This window comes from Agromyces sp. NPDC056523, assembly GCF_042794545.1.
In the GTDB taxonomy this organism is placed as follows: domain Bacteria; phylum Actinomycetota; class Actinomycetes; order Actinomycetales; family Microbacteriaceae; genus Agromyces.
The window spans coordinates 1-21,354 of record NZ_JBHTTM010000002.1 but is presented as its reverse complement, the minus strand read 5'-3'; the positions used below and the strand labels follow the sequence as shown (position 1 = coordinate 21,354).

The window sequence follows — 21,354 nt, the reverse complement described above, 5'->3', positions numbered from 1 at the left end:
GCGGCCCTCGTGCACGCACCCGCCGCGCGGCATCCGTCGCCCAGCAGACAACCGGATCAGATGTGCGTGCGCACCGCCGCCATGAAGCCGGTGGGATCGTCGACCCAGATCCGCACGTCGTCGACGAGCTGCTCGCCGCCCTTCGGCGCGGTGCCGGGCAGTCGCACGGGGGTCGGCCGCTCGAGCTCGATCCGGATGACGGTCTCGTCCTGCATGCGCAGCGACAGCGTGCGCGCGCCATCCTTCTCGGTGACCTTCGCGGTCTTGGGCTCATCGACCCGACGCTCGCGGGCGACGGAGGCGATGTCGTCCCACGAGAGCAGGATGTCGGTCTCGAGCCCTTCGCGCACTCGGATGCCGTCGGGGCCGACGGTGTGCGGGCGCATGAGGTAGCCGAACAGCAGGCCGAGCATCCAGGTGAGCCCCCAGATGCCGAGCGCGAGCACGGCGATGCGCACGGCCGGCCAGCGATGGACGATGAGGTCGAGGATCGGGATCTCGATCGCGGAGAGCACGATGAAGATCCAAAGGATGGTCAGCACCGGGCGGTGGTAGCCGAAGCCCGCCGCGCCGGGGGCGATCGCGGGCCGGCGGGCGACGAATCGTCCGATGTTCGCGTAGATCCTCAGCTCGACGCGAAGCGCCCGGAGCAGGAAGGCGCCGAGCCGGCGGGCGACGGATGGCGCGGCTCGCTCGCGCAGGTCGAGGCTCATGCCGGCTCGCCCTCCGCCGTGCGGTGCGCGGTCGCGCGGCCCGTCTCCGCGGCGGCGACGAGCTCGCCGAGCCGGGCTGCGATCGCCTCGGCGCCCCGCACGAACGCCTCGCGGTCGGATGGCGCGACCGCGTCGAGCAGCGTCTGGGAGAGCTCCTCGTGGTCGCGCTGCATCTCGCGCATGAGTCGGGCCGCTGACGGCGTGAGCGAGACCAGGACCGCGCGGCGATCGGTCGGGTGCGGGGCGCGGGCGACGTAGCCCGCCGCCTCGAGGGCGTCGACGAGGCCGGTGATGTTGCGCGGGCTCACCTCGAGGCGGCGCGCGAGCGCCTGCTGCGTCGAGGGCCCCTCATGCGCGAGGTCCCACAGCACGCGGGTGCGCGCGGCGGAGAGCGAGGTGCCGGCGAATTCGCGGGCCAGGTCGCGCTGGAACAGCTCGCTGATCTCGAGGAGTCGATCGAGCACGTTCGGTTCAGGCGTCATATTCTGATGATACTTCATCGTTACCTTCATTCACGACAGTGCCACTCACGCGTGGCGCCATTCGGCCCGGATGTCGCACCCCGGCGGTAACGTCGGCGTATGGCGAACGAAACGACCGCCGCTCCGACGGCGCTGCGGATCATCCCGGCGGGCGAGGCGCCCTTCGCCGATGTCGAGTCGGTGTTCGGCACTCGGGGCGACCCCGCCGGGTGCTGGTGCCAGTGGTACAAGCTGGGCCGCGCCGACTTCCAGGCGGCCGGGCGCGACGAGCTGCGCGAGCGGCTCGCCGCCCAGCTGGCCGAGCCGACTCCCGGCCCCGGATTGCTGGCCTACGATGGCGACACGCCCGTCGGCTGGTGCGCGGTCGAACCGCGCCCGGCGCTCTCCCGGCTCGCGCACAGTCCGGTCGGCTCAGCATCACCCGACGACGACTTCGACGACGCCGGCGTCTGGTCGGTGTCGTGCTTCGTGATCCCGCGCGCGTTCCGGCGCCGCGGTGTCGCGGGCGCGCTCGCCCGTGCCGCGGCCGACTACGCCCGCGACCACGGCGCGCGCGTGCTCGAGGCCTATGCCGTTGATCCCGCCGCGCGAGAGACGAAGCCACCCGCGGCCGACCTGTTCCCCGGCACGGTCTCGATGTACCTGGCCGCCGGGTTCCACGAGGTCGCGCGGCCCAAGCCCCACCGAGCGGTGATGCAGCTCGAGGTCGACGACTGAGGCGACCGAGGCGACTGAATCGAGCGGGTCAGCGCTTCCGCCACGCGTCGACGGCGTCGCGCAACTCGTCGATGGCGTCGTCCAGGTCCTTCAGGCGAGACCGAGCCCGGTCGTCGGCCGCTGCCGCCACCGCCTCGAACGCCGCCGACGGCTCACCCGCGTGCGCGGCATGCGCCCCGGCGCGACGCACGTGCTCGGCGAACAGCACCTCGTCGCGGTGATCGCCCAGCACGTCGTGCAGCGACTCCCCCGCCTCCGCGAGCCACGTCGCGCGATCGCCGAACAACGCGAGCGGCTCGTCGACGACCGCCTCGGCCGCGTAGCGCAGTCGACGCCCGGCCTTCCGCACCTCGTGCAGCGCCTCGGGCTGCCGGTGCTTCCCGAGCCGGTCGACGCGCTTCAATGCCCGCCGCGCCTCATGTTCGATGAGGTCGCCGAGCACCGGCTTCGCGTCGTTCGACGCGAGGGGCGTGAAGGTCGGCGAGGCGAGGAACGCGGCGAGCAGTTCCCGGCGCGCCTCAGCGCGCGGCATCGCCTGCCGCTCGACGAACCGTGCGTGCGCGAGCCGGTGCGCATCCATCTCGTCGTCGATGAGGCGCTGCCGCACCTCGGCCGCCTGCTCGGGCTCGGCGACGACATCGCGCTGCGGGTCGTGCTCGGACGCGACCTCGAGCGTGCGCTCGGCGACCTGGATGCGCACCTCGATGTCCCGCACCGTGCCGAGCTCACGCCCGTACTCGCCGTACCGCCGGCGCAGGGCGACCGCCGCGGAGGGATCGAAGAGCGGTCTGAAGGCCGCGAGGAGGCTGCGAAGCCGTCGGACGTTCGTGCGCAGCTGGTGGACCGCGTCGGGTTCGTCGGCCATGGCCTCGGGCTCGAGCTGCGCCATCCGCTCGCCGATCGCGCGCAGCGCCGCGACCGCGGCCGTGCCGGCGTCGGCATCCGAGGCGACGGATGCGACGGGCTCGGGCTCGGCGTCCACCATGCGCCCATGCTACGGCCGGACGCGCGGCCTCACCGCGGCTCGCAGATCACCACCGGGATATCGCGTCGGGTGCGATGCTGGTAGCGCGCGTATCCGGGGAACGCGGCGACGATCCGGGGCCAGAGCACCGCCTTCTCCTCCGGGCTCGCCGTCCGCACCCGCACCTGACGCGTCCCGTCGCGCAGGTCGAGCGCGGCGTCCGGGAACGCGACGAGGTTGAGGTACCACGCCGGATGGCGGTCCGAGCCACCGTTCGAGGCCACGAGGACGACGCGCTCGGGCTCCAGGATGGGTGCCGAGAGCATCGTCGTGCGCGGCAGGCCCGAATGCCGTCCGGTCGTGTGCAGTCGCACGGTCGGCATGCCCCCGATGCGCCAACCGACCCGCCCGCGGGTGACGCGGAGCACCCATCGGTGGAACCGGGAGAGCGCCGCGATCGTCCGATCGCCCAGGATCCCGCCACGCGAGGCCATACGTCGAGCCTATTCCTGCCCAGAGGCGCGCACCCCGCGGCACGTCCTCGCCGTGGGACCGCTCGGCAGTGCAGGATGGGGCCGTGGACGCACCCCCGACGATCGCGCCGCCGCTGCCCGGCCGGGTCCTCGTCGAGCAGCACTGGCGCGACGTCGTGTTCCTGCACTGGCGCGTCGACCCCGAGCGGGTCACGCCCTACCTGCCGAAGGGCACCCGACCCGACGTGATCGACGGTGCGACGTGGGTGGGCCTCATCCCGTTCGTGCTCTCGGACACGCGCTTCCCGCCGCTGCCGGCGCTGCACCGGCTCGGCACCTTCGTCGAGGTCAACGTGCGGCTCTACGCACGCGACCATCTGGGGCGTCGTGGCGTCGTCTTCCGCACGCTCGAGGCGGGCCGGCTTCTCCCGGTCGTCGCGGCGCGAGTCGCCTTCGGACTGCCCTACCACTGGGCCCGGGCGAGCGTCACGAGGCGAGCGGATGCCGCGGGCCTCGAACTCGAGTTCCGAAGCCGCCGGCACGGATTCCGCGGACCGTCGACGCGCATCCGGGCCCGCATCGGCGCGCCCGTGCCGAGGGACGCCCCCGACGCCGAGCTGGCGGCGTTCCTCACCGCCCGCTGGGGATACCACGAGCAGCATCTCGGGCGGACGATGTGGGCGCGGAACACGCACGCGCCCTGGCCGCTCCTCCGGGCGGAGCTGCTCCACCTCGACGACGAGCTGCTCGCGTCATCCGGCTTCCCGGAGCTCGCCGGTCGCCTGCCCGACTCGGTGCTCGCCTCGTCGGGGGTGCGCACGGCGTTCAGCCGGCCGCGGCCGCTCGAGGCGCGCAGCTGGGCGCTCCCGACGATCAGGATCCGCCGACCCGCACGCGCTTGATCCGCGCCGTGTGTCCACGGATGATCTCCACGTCGCGCCGCGGCACGTCGAAGTGCGCGGCCAGCGCCGCGACGACGCCCGCGTTCGCCGCACCGTCGACCGCCCGCTCGCGCACGTGCACCGTCAGCGACGAGGCCGGGTCGTCAGGCGTCGCCTCGACGAGCGGGCCGCGGCGGCTGCCCGGCTTGACGCGCACGGTCAGCTCCATCGGCCGAACCTCGCCCGCGACATCCGCTTCACCGTCGGCTAGCGCTGCCGGCGCTCTCGAACCCGCATGTTGGTGACGATCGGCGTGCCGACGAAGCCGTAGATCTCGCGCAGGCGCCGCTGGATGAACCGGCGGTAGCCCGGGTCGAGGAACCCGGTCGTGAACAGCACGAACGTCGGCGGGCGCGTGGAGGCCTGCGTGCCGAACAGGATGCGCGGCTGCTTGCCCCCGCGCAGCGGGTGCGGGTGCGCCTGCACGAGCTCGGTGAGAAAGGCGTTGAACTTGCCCGTGGGGATGCGGGTGTCCCACGAGTCGAGGGCGGTCTCGAGGGCTGGGACGAGCTTCTCGAGGTGGCGGCCCGTCTTCGCCGAGATGTTCACGCGGGGCGCCCACGCCACGTGGTGCAGGTCCTGCTCGATCTCGCGCTCGAGGTAGCGGCGGCGGTCGTCGTCGAGCAGGTCCCACTTGTTGTACGCGAGCACGAGCGCTCGGCCCGACTCGAGCACGAGGTCGATGATGCGCACGTCCTGCTCGGAGATCGGCTGCGAGACATCCAGCAGCACGACCGCGACCTCGGCCTTCTCGAGGGCCGCCTGCGTGCGCAGCGACGCGTAGAAGTCGGCACCCTGCTGCAGGTGCACGCGACGACGGATGCCGGCGGTGTCGACGAAGCGCCACACCTTGCCGCCGAGCTCGATCTGCTCGTCGACGGGGTCGCGCGTGGTGCCCGCGAGCTCGTTCACGACCACCCGCTCCTCGCGAGCGGCCTTGTTCAGCAGGCTGGACTTGCCCACGTTCGGACGGCCGAGGATCGCAACGCGACGCGGGCCGCCGAACTCCTCCTTCGCCACCGCGGAGACCTGCGGGAGGACCTTGAAGACCTCGTCGAGCAGGTCGGCGACGCCGCGCCCGTGCAGCGCGGAGACCGGGTGGGGCTCCCCCAGTCCGAGGTTCCAGAGCGCTGCGGCCTCGGGCTCCTGGCGCGCATCGTCGACCTTGTTCGCGACCAGGAACACGGGCTTCTTCGTCTTGCGGAGCAACCGCACGACGTGCTCGTCGGTCGCCGTCGCGCCGACGGTCGCGTCGACGACGAACAGCACCACGTCGGAGAGGTCGATGGCGACCTCGGCCTGGGCGGCCACCGACGCGTCGATGCCGCGCGCGTCGGGCTCCCACCCGCCGGTGTCGACGAGCGTGAACCGACGGTCGAGCCACTCGCCCTTGTACGACACGCGGTCGCGCGTGACGCCGGGCGTGTCCTCGACGACGGCCTCGCGCCGACCGAGGATGCGGTTCACGAGGGCGGACTTGCCGACGTTCGGGCGCCCGACGATCGCGATGACCGGAAGGGCAGGCAGGTAGCGGATGCCCTCCTCACCCTCCTCGGAGAGCTCGAGCAGGCCCAGGTCCTCGTCGTCGAGCTCGTAGTCCTCGAGGCCGGAGCGCAGGGCGGCGGCGCGCTGTTCGGCGAGGTCCTCGTCGACGCCGGCGAGGCGCTCGGCCAGGTCGTCGTCGGTCGCGTCGTACTCGTCGTCGCGGTCGGTCATGGCGTCTCCTGGAAGGTCTCGGGGTCGCGCACGCGAGTGCACAACCTGTCTATTCAACCAGCACGAACCTTAGAGGGAGCACGGACAGCCGGCACCTACTGCGGTGTGCCGTGGTGGTGACGGGCTGCGTTGTCGGCGTCGGCCTCACCTCCAGTGAGGCTCTCCTCCTCCGCCTTGCCCGTCTCCACCACGGCGCATCCTCGCGACGGCGCCGGCTATCCGCGCGCCCTCCTATCGCGGATGACATCGAGGACCGCCCGCACGGTCTGGTCGAAGTCGAGTTCGGTCGAGTCCACGGTGGTGACGCCCTCGGCGGCGTTCATGAAGTCGACGACCTTCGAGTCGGCGCGGTCGCGGGCCTGGAGCTGCGCCCCTGTCGTCTCGGCGGAATGGCCGACGAGCTCACGCGAGCGCCGCGCCATCCGCGCCTCCTCGGAGGCGGTCAGGAGGATGCGAACCGGCGCCTCGGGCGCCACGACGGTCGTGATGTCACGGCCCTCGACGACGATGCCCTCGCGCCGCTCGGCCGCGATGATCGCGCGGAACACCTCGATGAGGTGGGCGCGCACCTCGGGCACGCGCGCGACCGCGCTCACGATCGCCGTGACCGACGGCGTGCGGATAGCCTCGGTGACGTTCACGTCGCCGACGTGCACGGCGTAGCCGTACGGGTCGGTGCCGATCCGGTACTCGAACGAGTCGAGCGAGGCGATGACGGATGCCGCGTCGTCGGTGTCGACGTGCGAGGCGGCCGCGTGCCAGGCGAGCGCCCGATAGGCGGCGCCGGTGTCGAGGAAGCCCCAGCCGAGCCGGCGGGCGGCCTCCTTCGAGACGCTCGACTTGCCGCTGCCGGCGGGGCCGTCGACGGCCACGACGAACGGGTACGCGATGGGGTGGGATTCGTGCTGCATCATCCTGCGATCCGCCAGCCGCGTTCGGCCAGCTCGGTGGTGAGTCGGTCGGCCGCCTCGGGCAGCACGGCGATCTCGGCGAGCCCGACCTGGCGGCCGGGCGAGTGCTCGAGGCGGAGGTCCTCGAGGTTCACGCCGATCTCGCCGACCTCGGCGAGCAGGCGCGCGAGCTGGCCCGGGCGGTCGTCGACCATCACGATGACGGTCGTGAAGCGCTTGTCGGTGCCGTGCTTGCCGGGCAGCCGCTCGACGCCCGTGTTGCCGCCCGTGAGCTCCTCGGCGACGCGGCGCCGTGCGCCCGGCGCGGCCGGATCGGCGAGCGCGCCGATGAACCGGTCGAGGTCCTCCCGGTAGGCGAGCAGGATGTCGCGGACGGGCGTCGCGTTGGCGCCGAGGATCTGCACCCACAGGTCGGGGTCGCTCGCCGCGATGCGCGTGACATCCCGAACGCCCTGGCCGGCCAGCCCCAGCGCGGCGCTCGGCGCGTCGATGAAGCGGCGGGCCATGATGCTCGCGACCACCTGCGGCACGTGCGAGATGAGCGCGACGCCGCGGTCGTGCTCCTCGGGGGTCATCTCGACGAGCGTCGCACCGAGGTCGAGGATGAGGTCGTCGATCGCGCTCGCGCGCTGGTAGCTGATCTCGTCGTGCGCGGCCACGACCCACGGCCGGCCCGCGAAGAGGTCGGCTCGTGCCGCGAGCGGCCCGCCGCGTTCGCGGCCCGCGAGCGGGTGGGAGCCGATGTACCGGGAGACTTCGGCGCCCGCCTCGACGAGCTCGGCGAGGATCCCGGCCTTGACGCTCGCGACGTCGGTGACGATGGCATCGGGGAACGCGGCGAGCTCCTCGGCGATGACGCGGGCCGTGACATCCGGCGGCACGGCCACCACGATGAGCTGGGGCGCGTCGCCGGGCTGCGCCGCGCGGCCGGCGCCGAGGTCGACCGCGATCGCGACGTGCGTGGGCGACGCGTCGGCGAGGATCACGTCGATGCCGCGTGCCCGCAGGCCGAGCGCGACGCTCGTGCCGAGCAGGCCGGCACCGACGACGCGGACCGGCCCGATGAGCCGTGATTCGACCACGTCAGCGCGTTCCCTTCCGGCCGGCGTCCGCCGCCCGGGCGATGGTCAGGAGCTGGCCGAGTTCGATCTTAGACAACTCGCGCACGGCACCGGACCTGAGCGTGCCGAGGTGCAGGGGGCCGAACTGGCGGCGCACCAGTTCGACCACGGGGTGGCCGACCGCGTCGAGCATGCGGCGCACGATGCGGTTGCGCCCCGAGTGCAGCGTGACCTCGACCATCGTGTGGCCGGAGTCGCCCTGCGCCTGCAGGATCTTCGCGCGATCGACGCGGATGGGGCCGTCCTCGAGCTCGACGCCGCGCTTGAGCTGCTGGAGCGTCTGCGGCGTCATCCGCCCTCGCACCTTCGCGATGTACGTCTTCTCGACGCCGAACGACGGGTGGGCGAGCACGTGCGCCAGCTCGCCGTCGTTCGTGAGGAGCAGCAGGCCGCTCGTGTCGCCGTCGAGCCGGCCGACGTTGAACACGCGGACATCGAGGTCGTCGGTGAACCGGCGCAGGTCGGGCCGGTCCTGCTCGTCGCGCATGGACGAGACCACGCCGCGCGGCTTGTTCAGCATGAAGTAGCGCTTGTCCTGGTCAAGCTGCACCGCGGTGCCGTCGACTGCGACCTTGTCGGCCACCGGGTCGATGCGCGTGCCGAGCTCGGTCACGACGCGGCCGTTCACCTCGACGCGGCCCGCGACGATGAGGTCCTCCGCGACGCGGCGGCTGGCGACACCCGCTGCCGCGAGCGCCTTCTGCAGGCGGACGCCCGCGGGCAGGTCGCCCGTGGGGCCGCCGGGGCCCTCGGGCGCATCAGAGGTGGTCACGTTCGAATCCCTCCTGGCCGCCGTCGAGCAGCGGCGAGATCGGCGGCAGGTCGTCGAGCGACGCGATGCCGAGGTTGGTCAGCAGCAGGTCCGTCGTGCCGTAGAGGATCGCGCCGGTCTCCTCGTCGGTGTCGACCTCGGTGATCAAGCCGCGGCCGAGCAGCGTGCGCACGACCGAGTCGACGTTCACCGCGCGGATCGACGCGATCGACGACCGCGAGATCGGCTGCTTGTACGTGATCACGGCGAGCGTCTCGAGTGCCGGCTGCGACAGCCTGGTCGAGGTCTGGGCGAGCACCGCGCTCGTGATGAGCGCGTCGTACTCCTCGCGCGCGTAGAACCGCCAGCCGCCGCCGACCTCGCGCAGTTCGAAGGCCCGGCGGATGCCTCCGGCCGCCGACTGCTCGCCCGCATCGGTGCGCGGCTCACCCGAGGGCGCGCCGCCGTCGTAGTCCGCCCGCAGTCGCGCGATCGCGGCCTTCACCTCGGCGATGGGCCGGGCGACGGCCGCCGCGAGGTGCACGAGGCTCTGCGGCTCGTCGGCGACGAAGAGCAGCGCCTCGAGCGCGCGGTCGAGGTCGAGTCGCGGCTGCCCGGGCACGTCGAGCGGCGTGGCGACCGACACCTCCGGCTCCACCGCGGCATCCGTCTCACTCGTCATAGTCGGCTCCCAGGCTCTCGAGGCTGTCGTCGGACCAGTGCTCGTTCGCGGCCCACCGCAGGGTCAGCTCGCCGAGCGGCTCGAGTTGCTCGAATCCGATCGCGGAATGGCGGTACAGCTCGAGCACCGCGAGGAACCGCGCCACGACGATACCCGTCCGGTCGACGCCCGCGATGAGCTGGCGGAACGTGACGGGGTCGCCCCGGCGGAGCACTGCGACCACGTGCGCCGCCTGCTCGCGGATGGACACGAGCGGCGCATGCAGGTGATCGAGGCCGACGACCGGGATCTCGCGCGGCGTCAGGGCCAGCAGCGCGAGCGCGCCGAAGTCCTCGGCGTCGAGCGTCCAGCGCAGCTCCGGGACCCGCTGGCGGAACCGCTCCTCGAGGCGGACCGTGCGAGCGTGTCGCGCGGACTCGGCCTCGATGCGGCCGCCGAACCAGCGTGCAGCCTCCTTGAACGCGCGGTACTGCAGCAGCCGTGCGAACAGCAGGTCCCGGGCCTCGAGCAGCGCGACATCCTCGGCGTCGACGAGCTCGCCCTGCGGCAGCAGACCCGCCACCTTCAGGTCGAGCAGGGTCGCCGCGACGACGAGGAACTCGCTCGCGCGGTCGAGGTCCTCGTTCGTCTCGATGCCGCGCAGGTACGAGATGAAGTCGTCGGTCACGGCCGAGAGCGACACCTCGGTGATGTCGAGCTCGTGCTTGGTGATCAGCGAGAGCAGCAGGTCGAACGGGCCCTCGAAGTTCGAGAGCGCGACGCGGAACTCGGGACCGGCATCGGAGTCGGGCTCGGCCGCCGCACCATCCGCTCCCTGCCCTGGTGCGTCGATCGGAACGCTCAGGTCATCGGTCTCGTCGGCCATCGGATGGCCCCCTGCCGCCGCCCTCGGCTCAGGCGACCGCGCCACGGTCGACCAGCTCCCTGGCGAGCTGCCGATACGCCCGCGACGCCGGGTGGTCGGGCGCGAACTCGGTGATGGGCGTCGCGGCCACCGTGGCATCGGGGAACTTCACGGTGCGCGTGATGACCGTCTCGAGCACCTGCTCGCCGAACGCGTCGACCACGCGCTCGAGGACCTCGCGCGAATGCAGCGTGCGCGCGTCGTACATCGTCGCGAGGATGCCGTCGAGCGTGATCGCCGGGTTGAGCCGGTCGCGCACCTTGTCGATCGTCTCGATCAGCAGGGCCACGCCGCGCAGCGCGAAGTACTCGCACTCGAGCGGGATCACCACGCCGTGGCTCGCGGTGAGGGCGTTCACGGTCAGGAGCCCGAGCGACGGCTGGCAGTCGATGAGGATCACGTCGTAGTCACCGGAGACCTTGCGCAGCACGCTGCCGAGGATCTGCTCGCGAGCCACCTCGGTGACGAGGTGCACCTCGGCGGCCGACAGGTCGATGTTCGCCGGGATCACGTCGAGGTTCGGCACCGCGGTCGACTGGATCGCGTCTGCCGGGGTGACGCTGCGCGAGAGCAGGAGGTCGTAGATCGTCGGCACGTCGTGCGTCTGCACGCCGAGCCCCGCCGAGAGCGCGCCCTGCGGGTCGAAGTCGACCGCGAGCACCCGGCGACCGTAGTCGGCGAGCGCCGCGCCGAGGTTGATGGTCGTCGTGGTCTTGCCGACGCCGCCCTTCTGGTTGCACAGCGCGATGATGCGGGCGGGGCCGTGCGAGCGCAGCTCGGGCGGTTCGGGGAACTCGCGCGCGGGACGACCGGTGGGACCGAGATCCGACTCCAGCGTGGCGGTGCCGTCCGCCGGGTCGTGCATCTCGTGGGTCACGGTTCGGTCTCTCTCCGGTCGTCGGCTGCGATGGCTTGGTCGATTCTAGCGAGCGCGGGGGTGTGCGGCCGTGTACATCTCGCGGAGTGTATCGGCTGTGACCAGCGTGTAGATCTGGGTCGTCGCGACCGACGCGTGTCCGAGCAGCTCCTGCACGACGCGCACGTCGGCGCCGCCCGAGAGCAGGTGGGTCGCGAACGAGTGCCGCAGGGTGTGGGGTGACACGGATGCCGCGACGCCGGCGCGCTCGGCGGCATCCTGCAGCACCTGCCAGACGGCCTGGCGCGACATCCGTCGCCCTCGGACGCCGAGGAACAGCGCGGGCGTCGCACTCCCCCGCACGGAGAGCACCGGACGCGATCGCACGAGGTAGGCGTCGAGGGCCCGGCGCGCGTAACTGCCGACCGGCACGATGCGCTGCTTTCCGCCCTTGCCGAACAGCCGCACCACCTCGTCGTCGACGAGGTCGTCAACGTTCAGCGCGGTCGCCTCGGAGACCCGCGCGCCGGTCGCGTAGAGCAGTTCGAGCAGCGCGACGTCGCGGAGCGCTACGACCTCCTCGCCGATCCCGGCCGCCTCGATGATCGCCGCGACCTGCTCGACCGGGATGGCCTTCGGGAGCCGCATGGGCAGCTTCGGCGGGCGCAGGTTTCTCGCCGGATCGGTCGCGGTGCGACCCTCCTCGGCCAGGAATCGGTGCAGGCCGCGCACCGACGAGAGCACTCGGGCGACGGATGACACGGCGAGCGCGGGTTCGCGTTCGGCGCCGAGGTACCGGGCGAACGCCGAGAGGTCGGCCTCGCTCACGCGTTCCGGGCCGCCGATCGCCTCCCGTTCGAGCCATGCCTCGTACATGGCGAGGTCTCGTCGGTACGAGGCGAGGGTGTTGCGCGCGAGGCCTCGTTCCACGGTGAGGTGCCGCAGGTAGTCGTCGACCGCGCGCGAGCTCACCCGGCGGCCGGCCTCTGCGACGGATGCGCCGGCCACGGCGCGTCGGCGGGCGCGAGGTCCGGCCAGCCGCGCCCGCGTGCGACGTGCGCGGCCAGCGCGCCGATGGTGAGCGACGGGTTGCCGACGCGACGCTCGAGCACGGCGTCGACGCACGCGTCGAGCGGAACCCACCGCACCTCCATGTCGGCCTCCTCGTCGACGCGGGCATGCACCTCGGGGGCGTCGGCGAGTCCGCGCGCGAGGTAGATGCGGATCGCCTCTCTGCTGCCGCCGGGCGTCGTGAAGTAGTCGGCGAGCACCGACCAGTCGGATGCGACCAGGTCGGCCTCTTCGGCCAGTTCGCGCTTCGCCGCCTCGAGCGGCGATTCGTGCGCGACGTCGAGCAGGCCGGCGGGGATCTCCCAGTCGCGGGCGCGGACCGGGTGGCGGTACTGCTTGATCAGCAGGACCCGGTCGTCATCGTCGAGCACGAGCACCGCGACGGCGCCGGGGTGGTCGACGTACTCGCGTACGATGCGTGCGCCCTGGTCGCCGTAGCCGAGCGTGTCGCGGCGCACGTCCCAGATCCGGCCCTCGAAGACCGTCTCCCGTTCGGCGACGGGCAGGTCGACGTACTCGTCGACCGGCTCACGCCCGTCAGGCATTGCTCACGTCGAAGAGCAGGCTCGCCTGCTGGCGTTCGAGCGCCGCGCCGACGAGGCCCCGGAACAACGGGTGCGCGTCGTTCGGACGGCTGCGCAGCTCGGGGTGCGCCTGCGTGGCGACGTAGAACGGGTGCACGTCGCGCGGCAGCTCGACGAACTCGACGAGGTGCCGGCTCGGCGACATGCCCGAGAAGACCAGGCCGGCCTCGGCGATGCGGTCGCGATACGCGTTGTTGACCTCGTAGCGGTGCCGGTGGCGCTCGGAGACCTCGGTCTCGCCGTACAGCTCGGCGACGATCGAGCCCTCGTCGAGCCTGGCCGGGTAGAGGCCGAGGCGCATGGTGCCGCCGAGGTCGCCGCCCGCGATGATCTCGACCTGCTCCTCCATGGTCGCGATGACGGGGAACTCGGTGTCGGGATCGAACTCGCTCGAGGAGGCGCCGGGCAGCCCGACGACGTTGCGGGAGTACTCGATGACCATGCACTGCAGGCCGAGGCAGAGGCCGAGCGTCGGGATGCCGTTCTCGCGCGCGAAGTGCAGCGCGCCGAGCTTGCCCTCGATGCCGCGGACGCCGAAGCCGCCGGGCACCAGGATGCCGTCGAGGTGCGCGAGCTTCTCCTTCGCCCCCTCGGGCGTGCGGGCCTCGTCGGAGGCGATCCACTCGATGTTGACTTTGGTGTCGTTGGCGAAGCCGCCGGCGCGAAGCGCCTCGGTGACCGAGAGGTAGGCGTCGGGCAGGTCGATGTACTTGCCGACGAGCCCGATGGTCACCTCGTGCTTGGGCTCGTGGACGACGCGGAGCAGGTCGGACCATCCCGACCAGTCGACGTCGCTCGCCTTGGCGTCGAGACCGAGCGCCTCGATGAGGTAGGCGTCGAGGCCCTGGTCGTGCAGCATCGTGGGGATGTCGTAGATCGACGGCACGTCGACCGCGTTCACGACGGCGGCCTCGTCGACGTCGCACATGAGCGCGATCTTGCGCTTGTTCGCGTCCGTCACCGGACGATCGCTGCGCAGCACGAGCGCGTCGGGCTGGATGCCGATGGAGCGGAGCGCGGCGACGGAGTGCTGCGTCGGCTTCGTCTTCTGCTCGCCCGACGCACCCATGTACGGCACGAGCGAGACGTGCACGAAGAAGACGTTCTTGCGGCCGAGCTCGTGGCGCACCTGGCGGGCCGACTCGATGAAGGGCTGCGACTCGATGTCACCGACGGTGCCGCCGATCTCGGTGATGATCACGTCGGGCTTGGGCGACTCGGAGGCCTGCAGCCGCATGCGGCGCTTGATCTCGTCGGTGATGTGCGGGATGACCTGGACCGTGTCGCCGAGGTACTCGCCGCGACGCTCCTTGGCGATGACGGTGGAGTAGATCTGGCCGGTCGTGACGTTCGCGGCCTGCGACAGGTTGATGTCGAGAAACCGCTCGTAGTGGCCGATGTCGAGGTCGGTCTCGGCGCCGTCGTCGGTGACGAAGACCTCGCCGTGCTGGAACGGGTTCATCGTGCCGGGGTCGACGTTGAGGTACGGGTCGAGCTTCTGCATCACCACCCGCAGGCCCCGGGCCGTGAGGAGGTTGCCCAGGCTGGCCGCCGTGAGCCCCTTGCCCAACGAGGAAACGACGCCACCAGTCACGAAGATGTGCTTGGTCACGCCGTTGGTCAGTTCAGTGTTCGAAATGTGAGCTCCGCGATCATCCACCACGGGCTTGTAGTCTATCCGACTCTCGGCTGGGAACACCCCGACACTCGGCGGGCATGTCGAACGGCCGAGCGGATGTCGCGGGGCCGCGCAGGTCGGACGGCGGTCATGCCGCCGCGGAGTCGGCGATCTCGAGCAGTTCGCGGGCGTGCGCGAGTCCGCTCTCGGAGTCGGCGAGCCCTGAGAGCAGGCGCGCCATCTCGGCCTCGCGGTCGGCGCCCGTGAGCTGCCGGACGCTGGACGCCGTGACCCGGCCATCGGTGCCCTTCACGACGCTCAGGTGGTTCGACGCGAACGCAGCGACCTGGGCGAGGTGCGTGACGACGATGACCTGCGAACGTTCGGCGAGCCGCGCGAGCCGGCGCCCGATCTCGATCGCGGCCGCGCCGCCGACGCCGGCGTCGACCTCGTCGAACACGAAGGTGGGCACGGGGTCGGCGCCGGCGATGACGACCTCGATCGCGAGCATGACGCGTGAGAGCTCGCCGCCGGAGGCGCCCTTGGAGACCGGGCGCGGCTCGGCGCCGGGATGCGGACGCAGCAGGATGCCCACGTGATCCTGTCCATGGGATCCGGGCTCGGCCGCCCGTTCGACGAGGACCGTGAGCTCGGCGTCGGGCATCGCGAGGACGGCGAGCTCTGCGGTCACCTCGCGCGCGAGGCGCTCCGCTGCTGTGGCGCGGAGCCCGCTCAGTCGGTCGGCGAGCTCGGCGACCTCGGCGCCGAGCCGCTCGACGTCGGCCTCGAGTTCGACGATCCGGTCGTCGTCGCCGTCGAGCTCGACGAGCCGGAGCCCGCCGTCGTGACGGAAGGCGAGGGCGTCGTCGAGGCTTCCGTGGCGCCGGACGAGCTGCCCGATGACGGCGAGCCGCTCCTGGACGCCTTCGAGCTCGGCCGCGCCGTCGGCGTCGAGACCGGCCAGGTAGCTCGAGAGCTCGGCCGCGGCATCCGCGAGGGCGAATCCCGCGCCCGCGACGGACTCCGCGATCGGCGCGAGCGCCGGATCGTGCGCGACGACGCGGTCGACGTGCCGACGCGCCGCCTCGACCAGGGTGATGGCGTCGGGAGCGTCGTCGGCGGCCGTCTCGGCCGAGATCAGCTCACGCGCCTGCGCGGCCGCGAGCCGCAGGTCTTCCAGGTTGGTCAGACGCTCGGCGCGCTCCTGCAGTGCGGCATCCTCGCCCGGCTGCGGGTCGGCGGCCTCGACCTCGTCGAGAGCGAGCCGGAGTTCCTCGGCCTCGCGAGCGCGCTCGTCGTGATGCTCGCGGAGCCGGCGGAGTTCATCGGCCTCGGCGCGCCAGGCACGGTAGGCGGTGCGGTACTCCCCCAACGCAGCGGCCAGCTGGGCCCCGCCGAACCGGTCGAGCGCCTCGCGCTGCGCCGTGCTGGAACGCAGTCGCTGCTGGTCGGCCTGCCCGTGCACGACGACGAGGTGGTCGGCGAGCTCGGCGAGCACCCCGACGGGCGCGCTGCGGCCGCCGACGATCGCACGACTGCGGCCCTCGGTCGAGACCGACCGCCCGAGCAGCAGCTCGCCGCCGTCGATCTCGCCGCCCGCGTCGGCGACGCGTTCGGCGACGGGCTCGACGTCGTCGAGCAGCCAACGGCCTTCGACCCAGGCCTGCTTCGCCCCGGAGCGAACGGTGCCGGCGTCGGCGCGTGCTCCGAGCAGCAGCCCGAGCGCGGTGACGACCATCGTCTTGCCGGCGCCGGTCTCACCGGTCACGGCGGTGAAGCCGGGACCGAGTGGCAGGCTCGCCTCGGCGATCACGCCGAGGTCGCGGATTCCGAGCTCCTCAATCACCGGCGACCGGCCCCCTCCAGCCCGTGACGGGCAGCTGGAACTTGTTCACGAGCCGATCGGTGAACGGCGCCTGGTGCAGGCGCGCGAGGCGCACCGGGGTCGGCGAGCGGCGCACGATGACTCGCGCGCCCGGAGGCAGTTCGAACATGCGTCGCCCGTCGCACCAGATCACCGCCGCCGCCTCGGTGCGCTGCAGCACCTCGATGGCGAGCGAGGAGTCGGGCCCGACGACGAGCGGACGCGCGAACAGCGCGTGCGCGCTCAGCGGCACGAGCAGGAGCGCCTCGACCGCGGGCCACACGACCGGCCCGCCTGCGGAGAAGGAGTAGGCGGTCGACCCGGTGGGCGTGGACATGACGATGCCGTCGCAGCCGAACGACGACAGCGGCCGACGGTCGACCTCGACGACGACTTCGAGCATGCGCTCGCGCTCGGCCTTCTCGACGGTGGCCTCGTTGAGGGCCCAGCTCTCGTAGACGACCTCGTCACCCACCTTGGCGCGCACCGAGAGCGTCATGCGCTCTTCGACCGTGTAGTCGCGCGCGAGCGCGCGGCCCACCGTGTAGCCGAGGTCGTCGCGCTCGCTCTCGGCGAGGAAGCCCACGTGCCCCAGGTTCACGCCGAGGAGCGGCACGGGATGCTCGCGCGTGAGCTCGGCGGCCCGGAGGATCGTGCCGTCGCCGCCGAGCACGATTGCGAGCTCGAGGTGCTGGGGCGGGACCTCTTCGAAGCGCTTGACGACGTTCTCGAGCTCGGGCAGCGCCGTCAGCACGTCATGCCACTGCTCGTGCGCGACGACGGGCACCGCACCGGCCTCGACGAGCTGGCCGCAGACATCGGCCGTCGCCTCGAGGGCGGCGGCGCGACCGGTGTGGGAGACCACGAGGAAATGCCGTGCTTCGCTCACGCCGTGACGCCTCCCGTCGCTTCTCGGACCCGACCCGACCATTCTGACGGATCGGCGCCCCGGCCCGCGCTGAGCAGGACCAGTGCCTCGCGATTCCCGTGCGTACCCGCGATTGGGGAGGACAGGACGCCCGCCACGCGCAGTCCCAGGTCGTGGCCCGCCCAGAGCACGTTCATGACCGCGTCGGCTCGCGCCGCCGGGTCGCGCACGACGCCCTCGCGCGTGCCGCTGCGCCCGAGCTCGAACTGCGGCTTGACGAGCAGCACGAACTCGGCATCGGACGTCGCGGTCGCCCGGAGCGCCGGGAGCACGGTGGTCAGCGAGATGAACGACAGGTCGGCGGCGACGAGCGTGGGCTGCTCGTCGACGCCGCTCAGGCGCGCGAGACCGGCGGCATCGAGGTGACGGACGTTGCAGCCCTCGACCAGCACGAGCCCCGGGGCGCCGGCGAGCTGCGGGGCGAGCTGGCCGTGCCCGACGTCGACGGCGAGGACCGTGCGGGCGCCGCGCTCGAGCAGCACCTGCGTGAAGCCTCCGGTGGAGGCCCCGGCATCGAGCACGACGCGCCCTACCGGGTCGACGCCGAACGCGTCGAGCGCCGCGATGAGCTTGTGCGCGGCACGGCTGACGTAGTGATCGGCCCCGGCGACCTCGATCGCCGCGGCCTCGGTCACGCGATGCGAGGGCTTCACGACCGGACGCCCGTCGACCGTGACGCGGCCGTCGGCGATGAGCGAGGCGGCGTGGGTGCGCGATCGCGCGAGGCCGCGCGCCGCAAGCGCGGCGTCGAGGCGCTGGTCGGCCACGGTCACCCCGTGGCGCGGGCGGGATCCGACCGTTCGAGCTCGGCGCGGAGCTGCTCGGCCAGGCCGTCGTACCCCGCTGCCCGCTGCTCGATCGGTGCGGCCTCGATCGCCGCGAGCCCGTCGGCCGCGGCCGCCCTCAGGTCGGTCGTGATCTCACCCGGGTCGTCCACGTCGAGGTCTCCTGTGCTCACCACTCCACGGTACCGGCTGCCGCCGATATCGCCCGCGGACGCGCCCTTCTCGGATGCTCGGCTCAGCGGTAGAGCCGTTCCGGCACGTCGAGGGAGTGGATCGCGGTGCCGCACTCCCAGATCGCCAGGCACGCCGCACGCAGCAGGTCGAGCGGCTCGTCGCCGTCGCGTTCGATCACGACGGTCCGTCCGTCGACCCGCACCGCCGCGCGACCCACGTGCACGGCGCCGCGCTTGCGCTGGGCCTCGGGATACGGGCCGTGCAGTTCGCGCAGGTCTCCCAGGATGAACTTCGGGCGACTCGCGACATCCGCTGCCAGCACCTGCTTGGCCCGGTCGATGCCGGTGAGCACGACGGCCGAGGCGATGCCGGCGCGGTTGGCCCCTCGGATGTCGGTGTCGAGGCGGTCGCCCACCATGAGCGGATGCTGCGCGCCGAACCGGTCACGTGCCTCGTCGAAGATCGGCGTCTCGGGCTTGCCCGCGACCTCGGGGAATCGCCCCGCGGCCGTGTGCACGGCCGACACGAGCGTCCCGTTGCCCGGCGCGATGCCGCGCTCGACCGGGATCGTCCAGTCCATGTTGGTGGCGATCCACGGGATGCCGCCCGGCTCGCCCGGTCCGCCGTGCGCGTTGAGCGCGAATGCCGCCTCGGCGAGCTGGCGCCATCCGACGTCGGGGTGGAAGCCCTGCATCACCGCGTCGGGCGCATCGTCCGCGGAACGGGTGACGCGGTAGCCCCCGCGCTCGAGCTCGGTCACGATGCCGTCCCCGCCCACCACCAGCACGAGCGAGCCCGGGGCGACGGATGCCGCGAGCAGCCGCATCGCGGCCTGCGGCGAGGTGACGACCTCGCGTGCCGTCACGCGCAGCCCGAGTGAGGTCAGGTGGGTCGCGACCTGCTGGTCGCTGCGGGAGGCGTTGTTGGTGATGTACGCGACCGGCCGATCGGCGGCCACGCGGTTCAGGCTCTCGACCGCGTGCGGGATGGCGTGCGGGCCCGCGTAGACGACTCCGTCGAGGTCCGCGAACACGGCGTCGACACCGTCGAGCGGCGTCGAGGCGCGCCCTCGCGCACCGAAGATCGGGCTCATCAGCGCTCGGCGTCGCCGTCGGCGGACGGCGCGGGCGCGTCGTCGAGACCCGCCGTCTCCTCGAGGATCGCCGCCACCTCGGGCTCGATCGCATCCGCGGGATCGCCCTCGGCCTCGACGAGCACGACGTCGATCTCAGCGACCTCCGATGCGATCGGCTGGATCGGGGCGTCGTCCTCCTCCAGCTCGAACACCTCGACGAAGTCGGGCCGGGCTCCCTCAAGCGCGGCTTCCGCGCGCTCGGCGAGGCCGCGCCACCGGCCGGCCTCGTCAGCGCGACCGAGCTCCTCGAGCACCTCGGCATACGCGGCGAAGAGCGCCGGACTGTACGAGAACGCACGGTCGGGATCCAGTTGCGGCACCTCGAGCTCCGCGAGCGCGAGCTCGGGCTGGCCGAGGTCGAGCCGGGCGCCCGACATCGCGATCGCCAGGGCGGCCTGGACGGACGCGGGCAGGCTCGAGCGCTCGACGGACCGGCCGAGCTCGAGCGCGCGATCGGCACGGCCCACACCGCGCTCGCTGTCGACCATGAGCGGCAGCTGGTCGTCGCTACCGGTCAGGCGGCGGTACGTCCGGAGCTCGCGCAGGGCGAGCGCGAAGTCACCGGTCGCATAGGCGGTGATCGCGAGCGTCTCGCGGACGACGCCGATGCGGCCGGCCCGACGCGCTGCAGACAGCGCATGACGATGCGCGAGCTGCGGGTCGTCTTCGAGGGCCTCGGCCGCGGCGACGAGGTGGCGCGCGACCCAGTCGGCGTTCTCCTTGGAGAGCGTCTTCAGTTCGGAACGCGCTGCCGAATCGAGGTCGCGCGGGGTGATGCGCTCGGGCACCTCGGGGTCGTCGTGCCGCGGACGGACCCGCAGGTCGGCCGCGCCATGGCCGGCGATGCGCGGCGGTCGTTCGGTTCCCCGACCTGCGTCGCGACCCCGTCGATCGCCCTCGCGCTGCGGACGGCCGTAGGTCTTCCGCTCACCATCGCGCGAACGGTCACCATACGGCCGCCGCTCACCATCGCGGGAACGGTCGCCATACGGCTTCCGCTCACCATCGCGGGAACGATCGCCATACGGCCGCCGCTCGCCCTCGCGCTTCGGCGCACCGTACGACCGACGCTCACCGTCGCGGGAACGGTCGCCATACGGCTTCCGCTCACCATCGCGGGGACGGTCGCCATACGGCTTCCGCTCACCGTCGCGGGACCGGTCGCCATACGGCCGCCGCTCACCATCGCGGGGACGGTCGCCATACGGCCGCTCACCATCGCGTTTCGGCGCACCGTACGACCGACGCTCGCCATCGCGGGACCGGTCGCCGTACGGCTTCCGCTCACCATCGCGCTTCGGCGCACCGTACGATCGACGCTCACCGTCGCGCGGACGGTCGCCGTAGGGCTTGCGGTCGCTGTCGCGCGGGCCGCTGCCGTACGATCGCCGCTCGCCGTCGCGAGATGCGCCGCCGTACGGCTTCCGATCACCGGTGCCACGGTCTCGATCGGACCGCCCGTACGCGCCGCGGTCCGCGCTCGCGCGCCGCTCACCGTCGCGTCGCGGCGCTCCACCGCGCGCTTTGCCGTCGCCATCCCGCCGAGCTCCCTGGCTGCGCTTGGGGCGGTCCTCGCCCGTCGGCTCCTGCGTCGAATCGCTCACGGTGTTCCTGTCGTGTCGTCTGGGAGTCCTCGTGGACTCAACCGTACCGTCGGGCCGTCGTGGCGAACCCGTTAACGAGAAATGGCCACCCGTCCTCGGGTGGCCACTCCTCAATGAATGTCCGGCGGTGTCCTACTCTCCCACAGGGTCGCCCCTGCAGTACCATCGGCGCTGCGAGTCTTAGCTTCCGGGTTCGGAATGTGTCCGGGCGTTTCCCTCGCGCTATGGCCGCCGAAACTCTAGAACCAACGGCCGAACGGGGTTCGGGGTTGGTGGTCTCGGTGCCCACCAGGCCCGCCCGTGTGGGTCGGGGTGGTGGGTGTGTTGCTCTGTTCTGTTGTGGTTGGGTTTCCGTCTGTT

The 21,354-nt window shown here is 72.3% G+C and carries 23 protein-coding genes and 1 rRNA gene; 2 read left to right on the top strand and 22 right to left on the bottom strand.

Annotated elements, in window-relative coordinates:
• Positions 1–56 precede the first annotated feature (56 nt).
• Positions 57–713: a hypothetical protein gene (locus ACFQ58_RS07045; protein WP_376950372.1), complete on the bottom strand. Its 657-nt coding sequence runs from the start codon at positions 711–713 to the stop codon at positions 57–59.
• Positions 710–1,195, bottom strand: coding sequence for a MarR family winged helix-turn-helix transcriptional regulator (locus ACFQ58_RS07040; protein ID WP_376950371.1), 486 nt, complete (start codon positions 1,193–1,195; stop codon positions 710–712). The genes ACFQ58_RS07045 and ACFQ58_RS07040 overlap by 4 nt, the downstream gene beginning before the upstream one ends.
• Positions 1,196–1,294: 99 nt before the next feature.
• Here ACFQ58_RS07040 and ACFQ58_RS07035 point away from each other — a divergent pair, with 99 nt between their 5' ends.
• The gene (locus ACFQ58_RS07035) at positions 1,295–1,912 is read left to right on the top strand and encodes a GNAT family N-acetyltransferase (RefSeq protein ID WP_376950370.1); all 618 of its coding nucleotides are present in this window, start codon (positions 1,295–1,297) and stop codon (positions 1,910–1,912) included.
• A gap of 28 nt (positions 1,913–1,940) precedes the next feature.
• Here ACFQ58_RS07035 and ACFQ58_RS07030 read toward each other — a convergent pair whose 3' ends face one another.
• Complete coding sequence (locus ACFQ58_RS07030) at positions 1,941–2,897, bottom strand: CHAD domain-containing protein (RefSeq protein ID WP_376950369.1); 957 nt, start codon at positions 2,895–2,897, stop codon at positions 1,941–1,943.
• A 29-nt stretch (positions 2,898–2,926) separates the two neighbouring features.
• Positions 2,927–3,370: a nitroreductase/quinone reductase family protein gene (locus ACFQ58_RS07025; protein WP_376950368.1), complete on the bottom strand. Its 444-nt coding sequence runs from the start codon at positions 3,368–3,370 to the stop codon at positions 2,927–2,929.
• Positions 3,371–3,453: 83 nt separating this feature from the next.
• On the opposite strand from ACFQ58_RS07025, the gene ACFQ58_RS07020 reads away from it, so the two are divergent.
• Positions 3,454–4,251: a YqjF family protein gene (locus tag ACFQ58_RS07020; protein WP_376950367.1), complete on the top strand. Its 798-nt coding sequence runs from the start codon at positions 3,454–3,456 to the stop codon at positions 4,249–4,251.
• Here the strand turns inward: ACFQ58_RS07020 and ACFQ58_RS07015 are convergent.
• From ACFQ58_RS07015 to rrf, 18 genes are all read right to left on the bottom strand, one after another.
• Positions 4,223–4,459 (bottom strand): DUF167 domain-containing protein, encoded by a 237-nt coding sequence (locus tag ACFQ58_RS07015; protein ID WP_376950366.1) that lies wholly within the window; start codon positions 4,457–4,459, stop codon positions 4,223–4,225. The genes ACFQ58_RS07020 and ACFQ58_RS07015 overlap by 29 nt on opposite strands.
• A 38-nt stretch (positions 4,460–4,497) precedes the next feature.
• Positions 4,498–6,006, bottom strand: coding sequence for a ribosome biogenesis GTPase Der (der, locus tag ACFQ58_RS07010; protein ID WP_376950365.1), 1,509 nt, complete (start codon positions 6,004–6,006; stop codon positions 4,498–4,500).
• A gap of 215 nt (positions 6,007–6,221) precedes the next feature.
• Positions 6,222–6,920 carry a (d)CMP kinase gene (gene cmk, locus ACFQ58_RS07005; protein ID WP_376950364.1) on the bottom strand — a complete coding sequence of 233 codons (699 nt, stop codon included), beginning with the start codon at positions 6,918–6,920 and terminating at the stop codon, positions 6,222–6,224.
• Complete coding sequence (locus ACFQ58_RS07000) at positions 6,917–7,999, bottom strand: prephenate dehydrogenase (RefSeq protein ID WP_376950363.1); 1,083 nt, start codon at positions 7,997–7,999, stop codon at positions 6,917–6,919. Before ACFQ58_RS07000 ends, cmk begins: the two co-directional genes overlap by 4 nt.
• Position 8,000: 1 nt before the next feature.
• Positions 8,001–8,810 (bottom strand): pseudouridine synthase, encoded by an 810-nt coding sequence (locus ACFQ58_RS06995; RefSeq protein WP_376950362.1) that lies wholly within the window; start codon positions 8,808–8,810, stop codon positions 8,001–8,003.
• Positions 8,797–9,471 carry an SMC-Scp complex subunit ScpB gene (locus tag ACFQ58_RS06990; RefSeq protein ID WP_376950361.1) on the bottom strand — a complete coding sequence of 225 codons (675 nt, stop codon included), beginning with the start codon at positions 9,469–9,471 and terminating at the stop codon, positions 8,797–8,799. The genes ACFQ58_RS06995 and ACFQ58_RS06990 overlap by 14 nt, the downstream gene beginning before the upstream one ends.
• Positions 9,461–10,336: a segregation and condensation protein A gene (locus ACFQ58_RS06985; RefSeq protein ID WP_376950360.1), complete on the bottom strand. Its 876-nt coding sequence runs from the start codon at positions 10,334–10,336 to the stop codon at positions 9,461–9,463. The genes ACFQ58_RS06990 and ACFQ58_RS06985 overlap by 11 nt, the downstream gene beginning before the upstream one ends.
• A gap of 28 nt (positions 10,337–10,364) precedes the next feature.
• The gene (locus ACFQ58_RS06980) at positions 10,365–11,240 is read right to left on the bottom strand and encodes a ParA family protein (protein WP_376951098.1); all 876 of its coding nucleotides are present in this window, start codon (positions 11,238–11,240) and stop codon (positions 10,365–10,367) included.
• Between the two features lie 57 nt (positions 11,241–11,297).
• Complete coding sequence (gene xerD / locus ACFQ58_RS06975) at positions 11,298–12,203, bottom strand: site-specific tyrosine recombinase XerD (RefSeq protein ID WP_376950359.1); 906 nt, start codon at positions 12,201–12,203, stop codon at positions 11,298–11,300.
• Positions 12,200–12,847, bottom strand: a complete 648-nt coding sequence (locus ACFQ58_RS06970) for an NUDIX domain-containing protein (RefSeq protein ID WP_376950358.1) — start codon at positions 12,845–12,847, stop codon at positions 12,200–12,202. Before ACFQ58_RS06970 ends, xerD begins: the two co-directional genes overlap by 4 nt.
• The gene (locus tag ACFQ58_RS06965) at positions 12,840–14,498 is read right to left on the bottom strand and encodes a CTP synthase (RefSeq protein WP_376950357.1); all 1,659 of its coding nucleotides are present in this window, start codon (positions 14,496–14,498) and stop codon (positions 12,840–12,842) included. The genes ACFQ58_RS06970 and ACFQ58_RS06965 overlap by 8 nt, the downstream gene beginning before the upstream one ends.
• A 154-nt stretch (positions 14,499–14,652) precedes the next feature.
• Positions 14,653–16,350: a DNA repair protein RecN gene (recN, locus tag ACFQ58_RS06960; protein WP_376950356.1), complete on the bottom strand. Its 1,698-nt coding sequence runs from the start codon at positions 16,348–16,350 to the stop codon at positions 14,653–14,655.
• Positions 16,343–17,299, bottom strand: a complete 957-nt coding sequence (locus ACFQ58_RS06955) for an NAD kinase (RefSeq protein ID WP_376950355.1) — start codon at positions 17,297–17,299, stop codon at positions 16,343–16,345. Before ACFQ58_RS06955 ends, recN begins: the two co-directional genes overlap by 8 nt.
• Positions 17,254–18,069, bottom strand: a complete 816-nt coding sequence (locus tag ACFQ58_RS06950) for a TlyA family RNA methyltransferase (protein ID WP_376950354.1) — start codon at positions 18,067–18,069, stop codon at positions 17,254–17,256. Before ACFQ58_RS06950 ends, ACFQ58_RS06955 begins: the two co-directional genes overlap by 46 nt.
• Positions 18,066–18,254: a hypothetical protein gene (locus ACFQ58_RS06945; RefSeq protein WP_376950353.1), complete on the bottom strand. Its 189-nt coding sequence runs from the start codon at positions 18,252–18,254 to the stop codon at positions 18,066–18,068. The genes ACFQ58_RS06950 and ACFQ58_RS06945 overlap by 4 nt, the downstream gene beginning before the upstream one ends.
• Before the next feature lie 62 nt (positions 18,255–18,316).
• A complete protein-coding gene (locus ACFQ58_RS06940; RefSeq protein ID WP_376950352.1) occupies positions 18,317–19,348 on the bottom strand; it encodes an HAD-IIA family hydrolase in 1,032 nt (343 codons plus the stop codon).
• Positions 19,348–20,178, bottom strand: coding sequence for a hypothetical protein (locus ACFQ58_RS06935; protein ID WP_376950351.1), 831 nt, complete (start codon positions 20,176–20,178; stop codon positions 19,348–19,350). The genes ACFQ58_RS06940 and ACFQ58_RS06935 overlap by 1 nt, the downstream gene beginning before the upstream one ends.
• 935 nt (positions 20,179–21,113) lie before the next feature.
• A 5S ribosomal RNA gene (rrf, locus tag ACFQ58_RS06930) occupies positions 21,114–21,230 on the bottom strand.
• Positions 21,231–21,354 lie beyond the last annotated feature (124 nt).

What these genes read in the sequence shown, in the direction of transcription:
- ACFQ58_RS06955 (WP_376950355.1), bottom strand. Translation starts at nt 17,299, where the DNA reads ATGGTCGGGTCGGGTCCGAGAAGCGACGGGAGGCGTCACGGCGTGAGC.
- ACFQ58_RS06940 (WP_376950352.1), bottom strand. Translation starts at nt 19,348, where the DNA reads ATGAGCCCGATCTTCGGTGCGCGAGGGCGCGCCTCGACGCCGCTCGAC.
- ACFQ58_RS07035 (WP_376950370.1), top strand. Translation starts at nt 1,295, where the DNA reads ATGGCGAACGAAACGACCGCCGCTCCGACGGCGCTGCGGATCATCCCG.
- ACFQ58_RS07015 (WP_376950366.1), bottom strand. Translation starts at nt 4,459, where the DNA reads ATGGAGCTGACCGTGCGCGTCAAGCCGGGCAGCCGCCGCGGCCCGCTC.
- ACFQ58_RS06985 (WP_376950360.1), bottom strand. Translation starts at nt 10,336, where the DNA reads ATGGCCGACGAGACCGATGACCTGAGCGTTCCGATCGACGCACCAGGG.
- cmk (WP_376950364.1), bottom strand. Translation starts at nt 6,920, where the DNA reads ATGATGCAGCACGAATCCCACCCCATCGCGTACCCGTTCGTCGTGGCC.
- ACFQ58_RS06990 (WP_376950361.1), bottom strand. Translation starts at nt 9,471, where the DNA reads ATGACGAGTGAGACGGATGCCGCGGTGGAGCCGGAGGTGTCGGTCGCC.
- ACFQ58_RS06980 (WP_376951098.1), bottom strand. Translation starts at nt 11,240, where the DNA reads ATGCACGACCCGGCGGACGGCACCGCCACGCTGGAGTCGGATCTCGGT.
- ACFQ58_RS07030 (WP_376950369.1), bottom strand. Translation starts at nt 2,897, where the DNA reads ATGGTGGACGCCGAGCCCGAGCCCGTCGCATCCGTCGCCTCGGATGCC.
- ACFQ58_RS07025 (WP_376950368.1), bottom strand. Translation starts at nt 3,370, where the DNA reads ATGGCCTCGCGTGGCGGGATCCTGGGCGATCGGACGATCGCGGCGCTC.
- ACFQ58_RS06970 (WP_376950358.1), bottom strand. Translation starts at nt 12,847, where the DNA reads ATGCCTGACGGGCGTGAGCCGGTCGACGAGTACGTCGACCTGCCCGTC.
- ACFQ58_RS07045 (WP_376950372.1), bottom strand. Translation starts at nt 713, where the DNA reads ATGAGCCTCGACCTGCGCGAGCGAGCCGCGCCATCCGTCGCCCGCCGG.
- ACFQ58_RS07040 (WP_376950371.1), bottom strand. Translation starts at nt 1,195, where the DNA reads ATGACGCCTGAACCGAACGTGCTCGATCGACTCCTCGAGATCAGCGAG.
- der (WP_376950365.1), bottom strand. Translation starts at nt 6,006, where the DNA reads ATGACCGACCGCGACGACGAGTACGACGCGACCGACGACGACCTGGCC.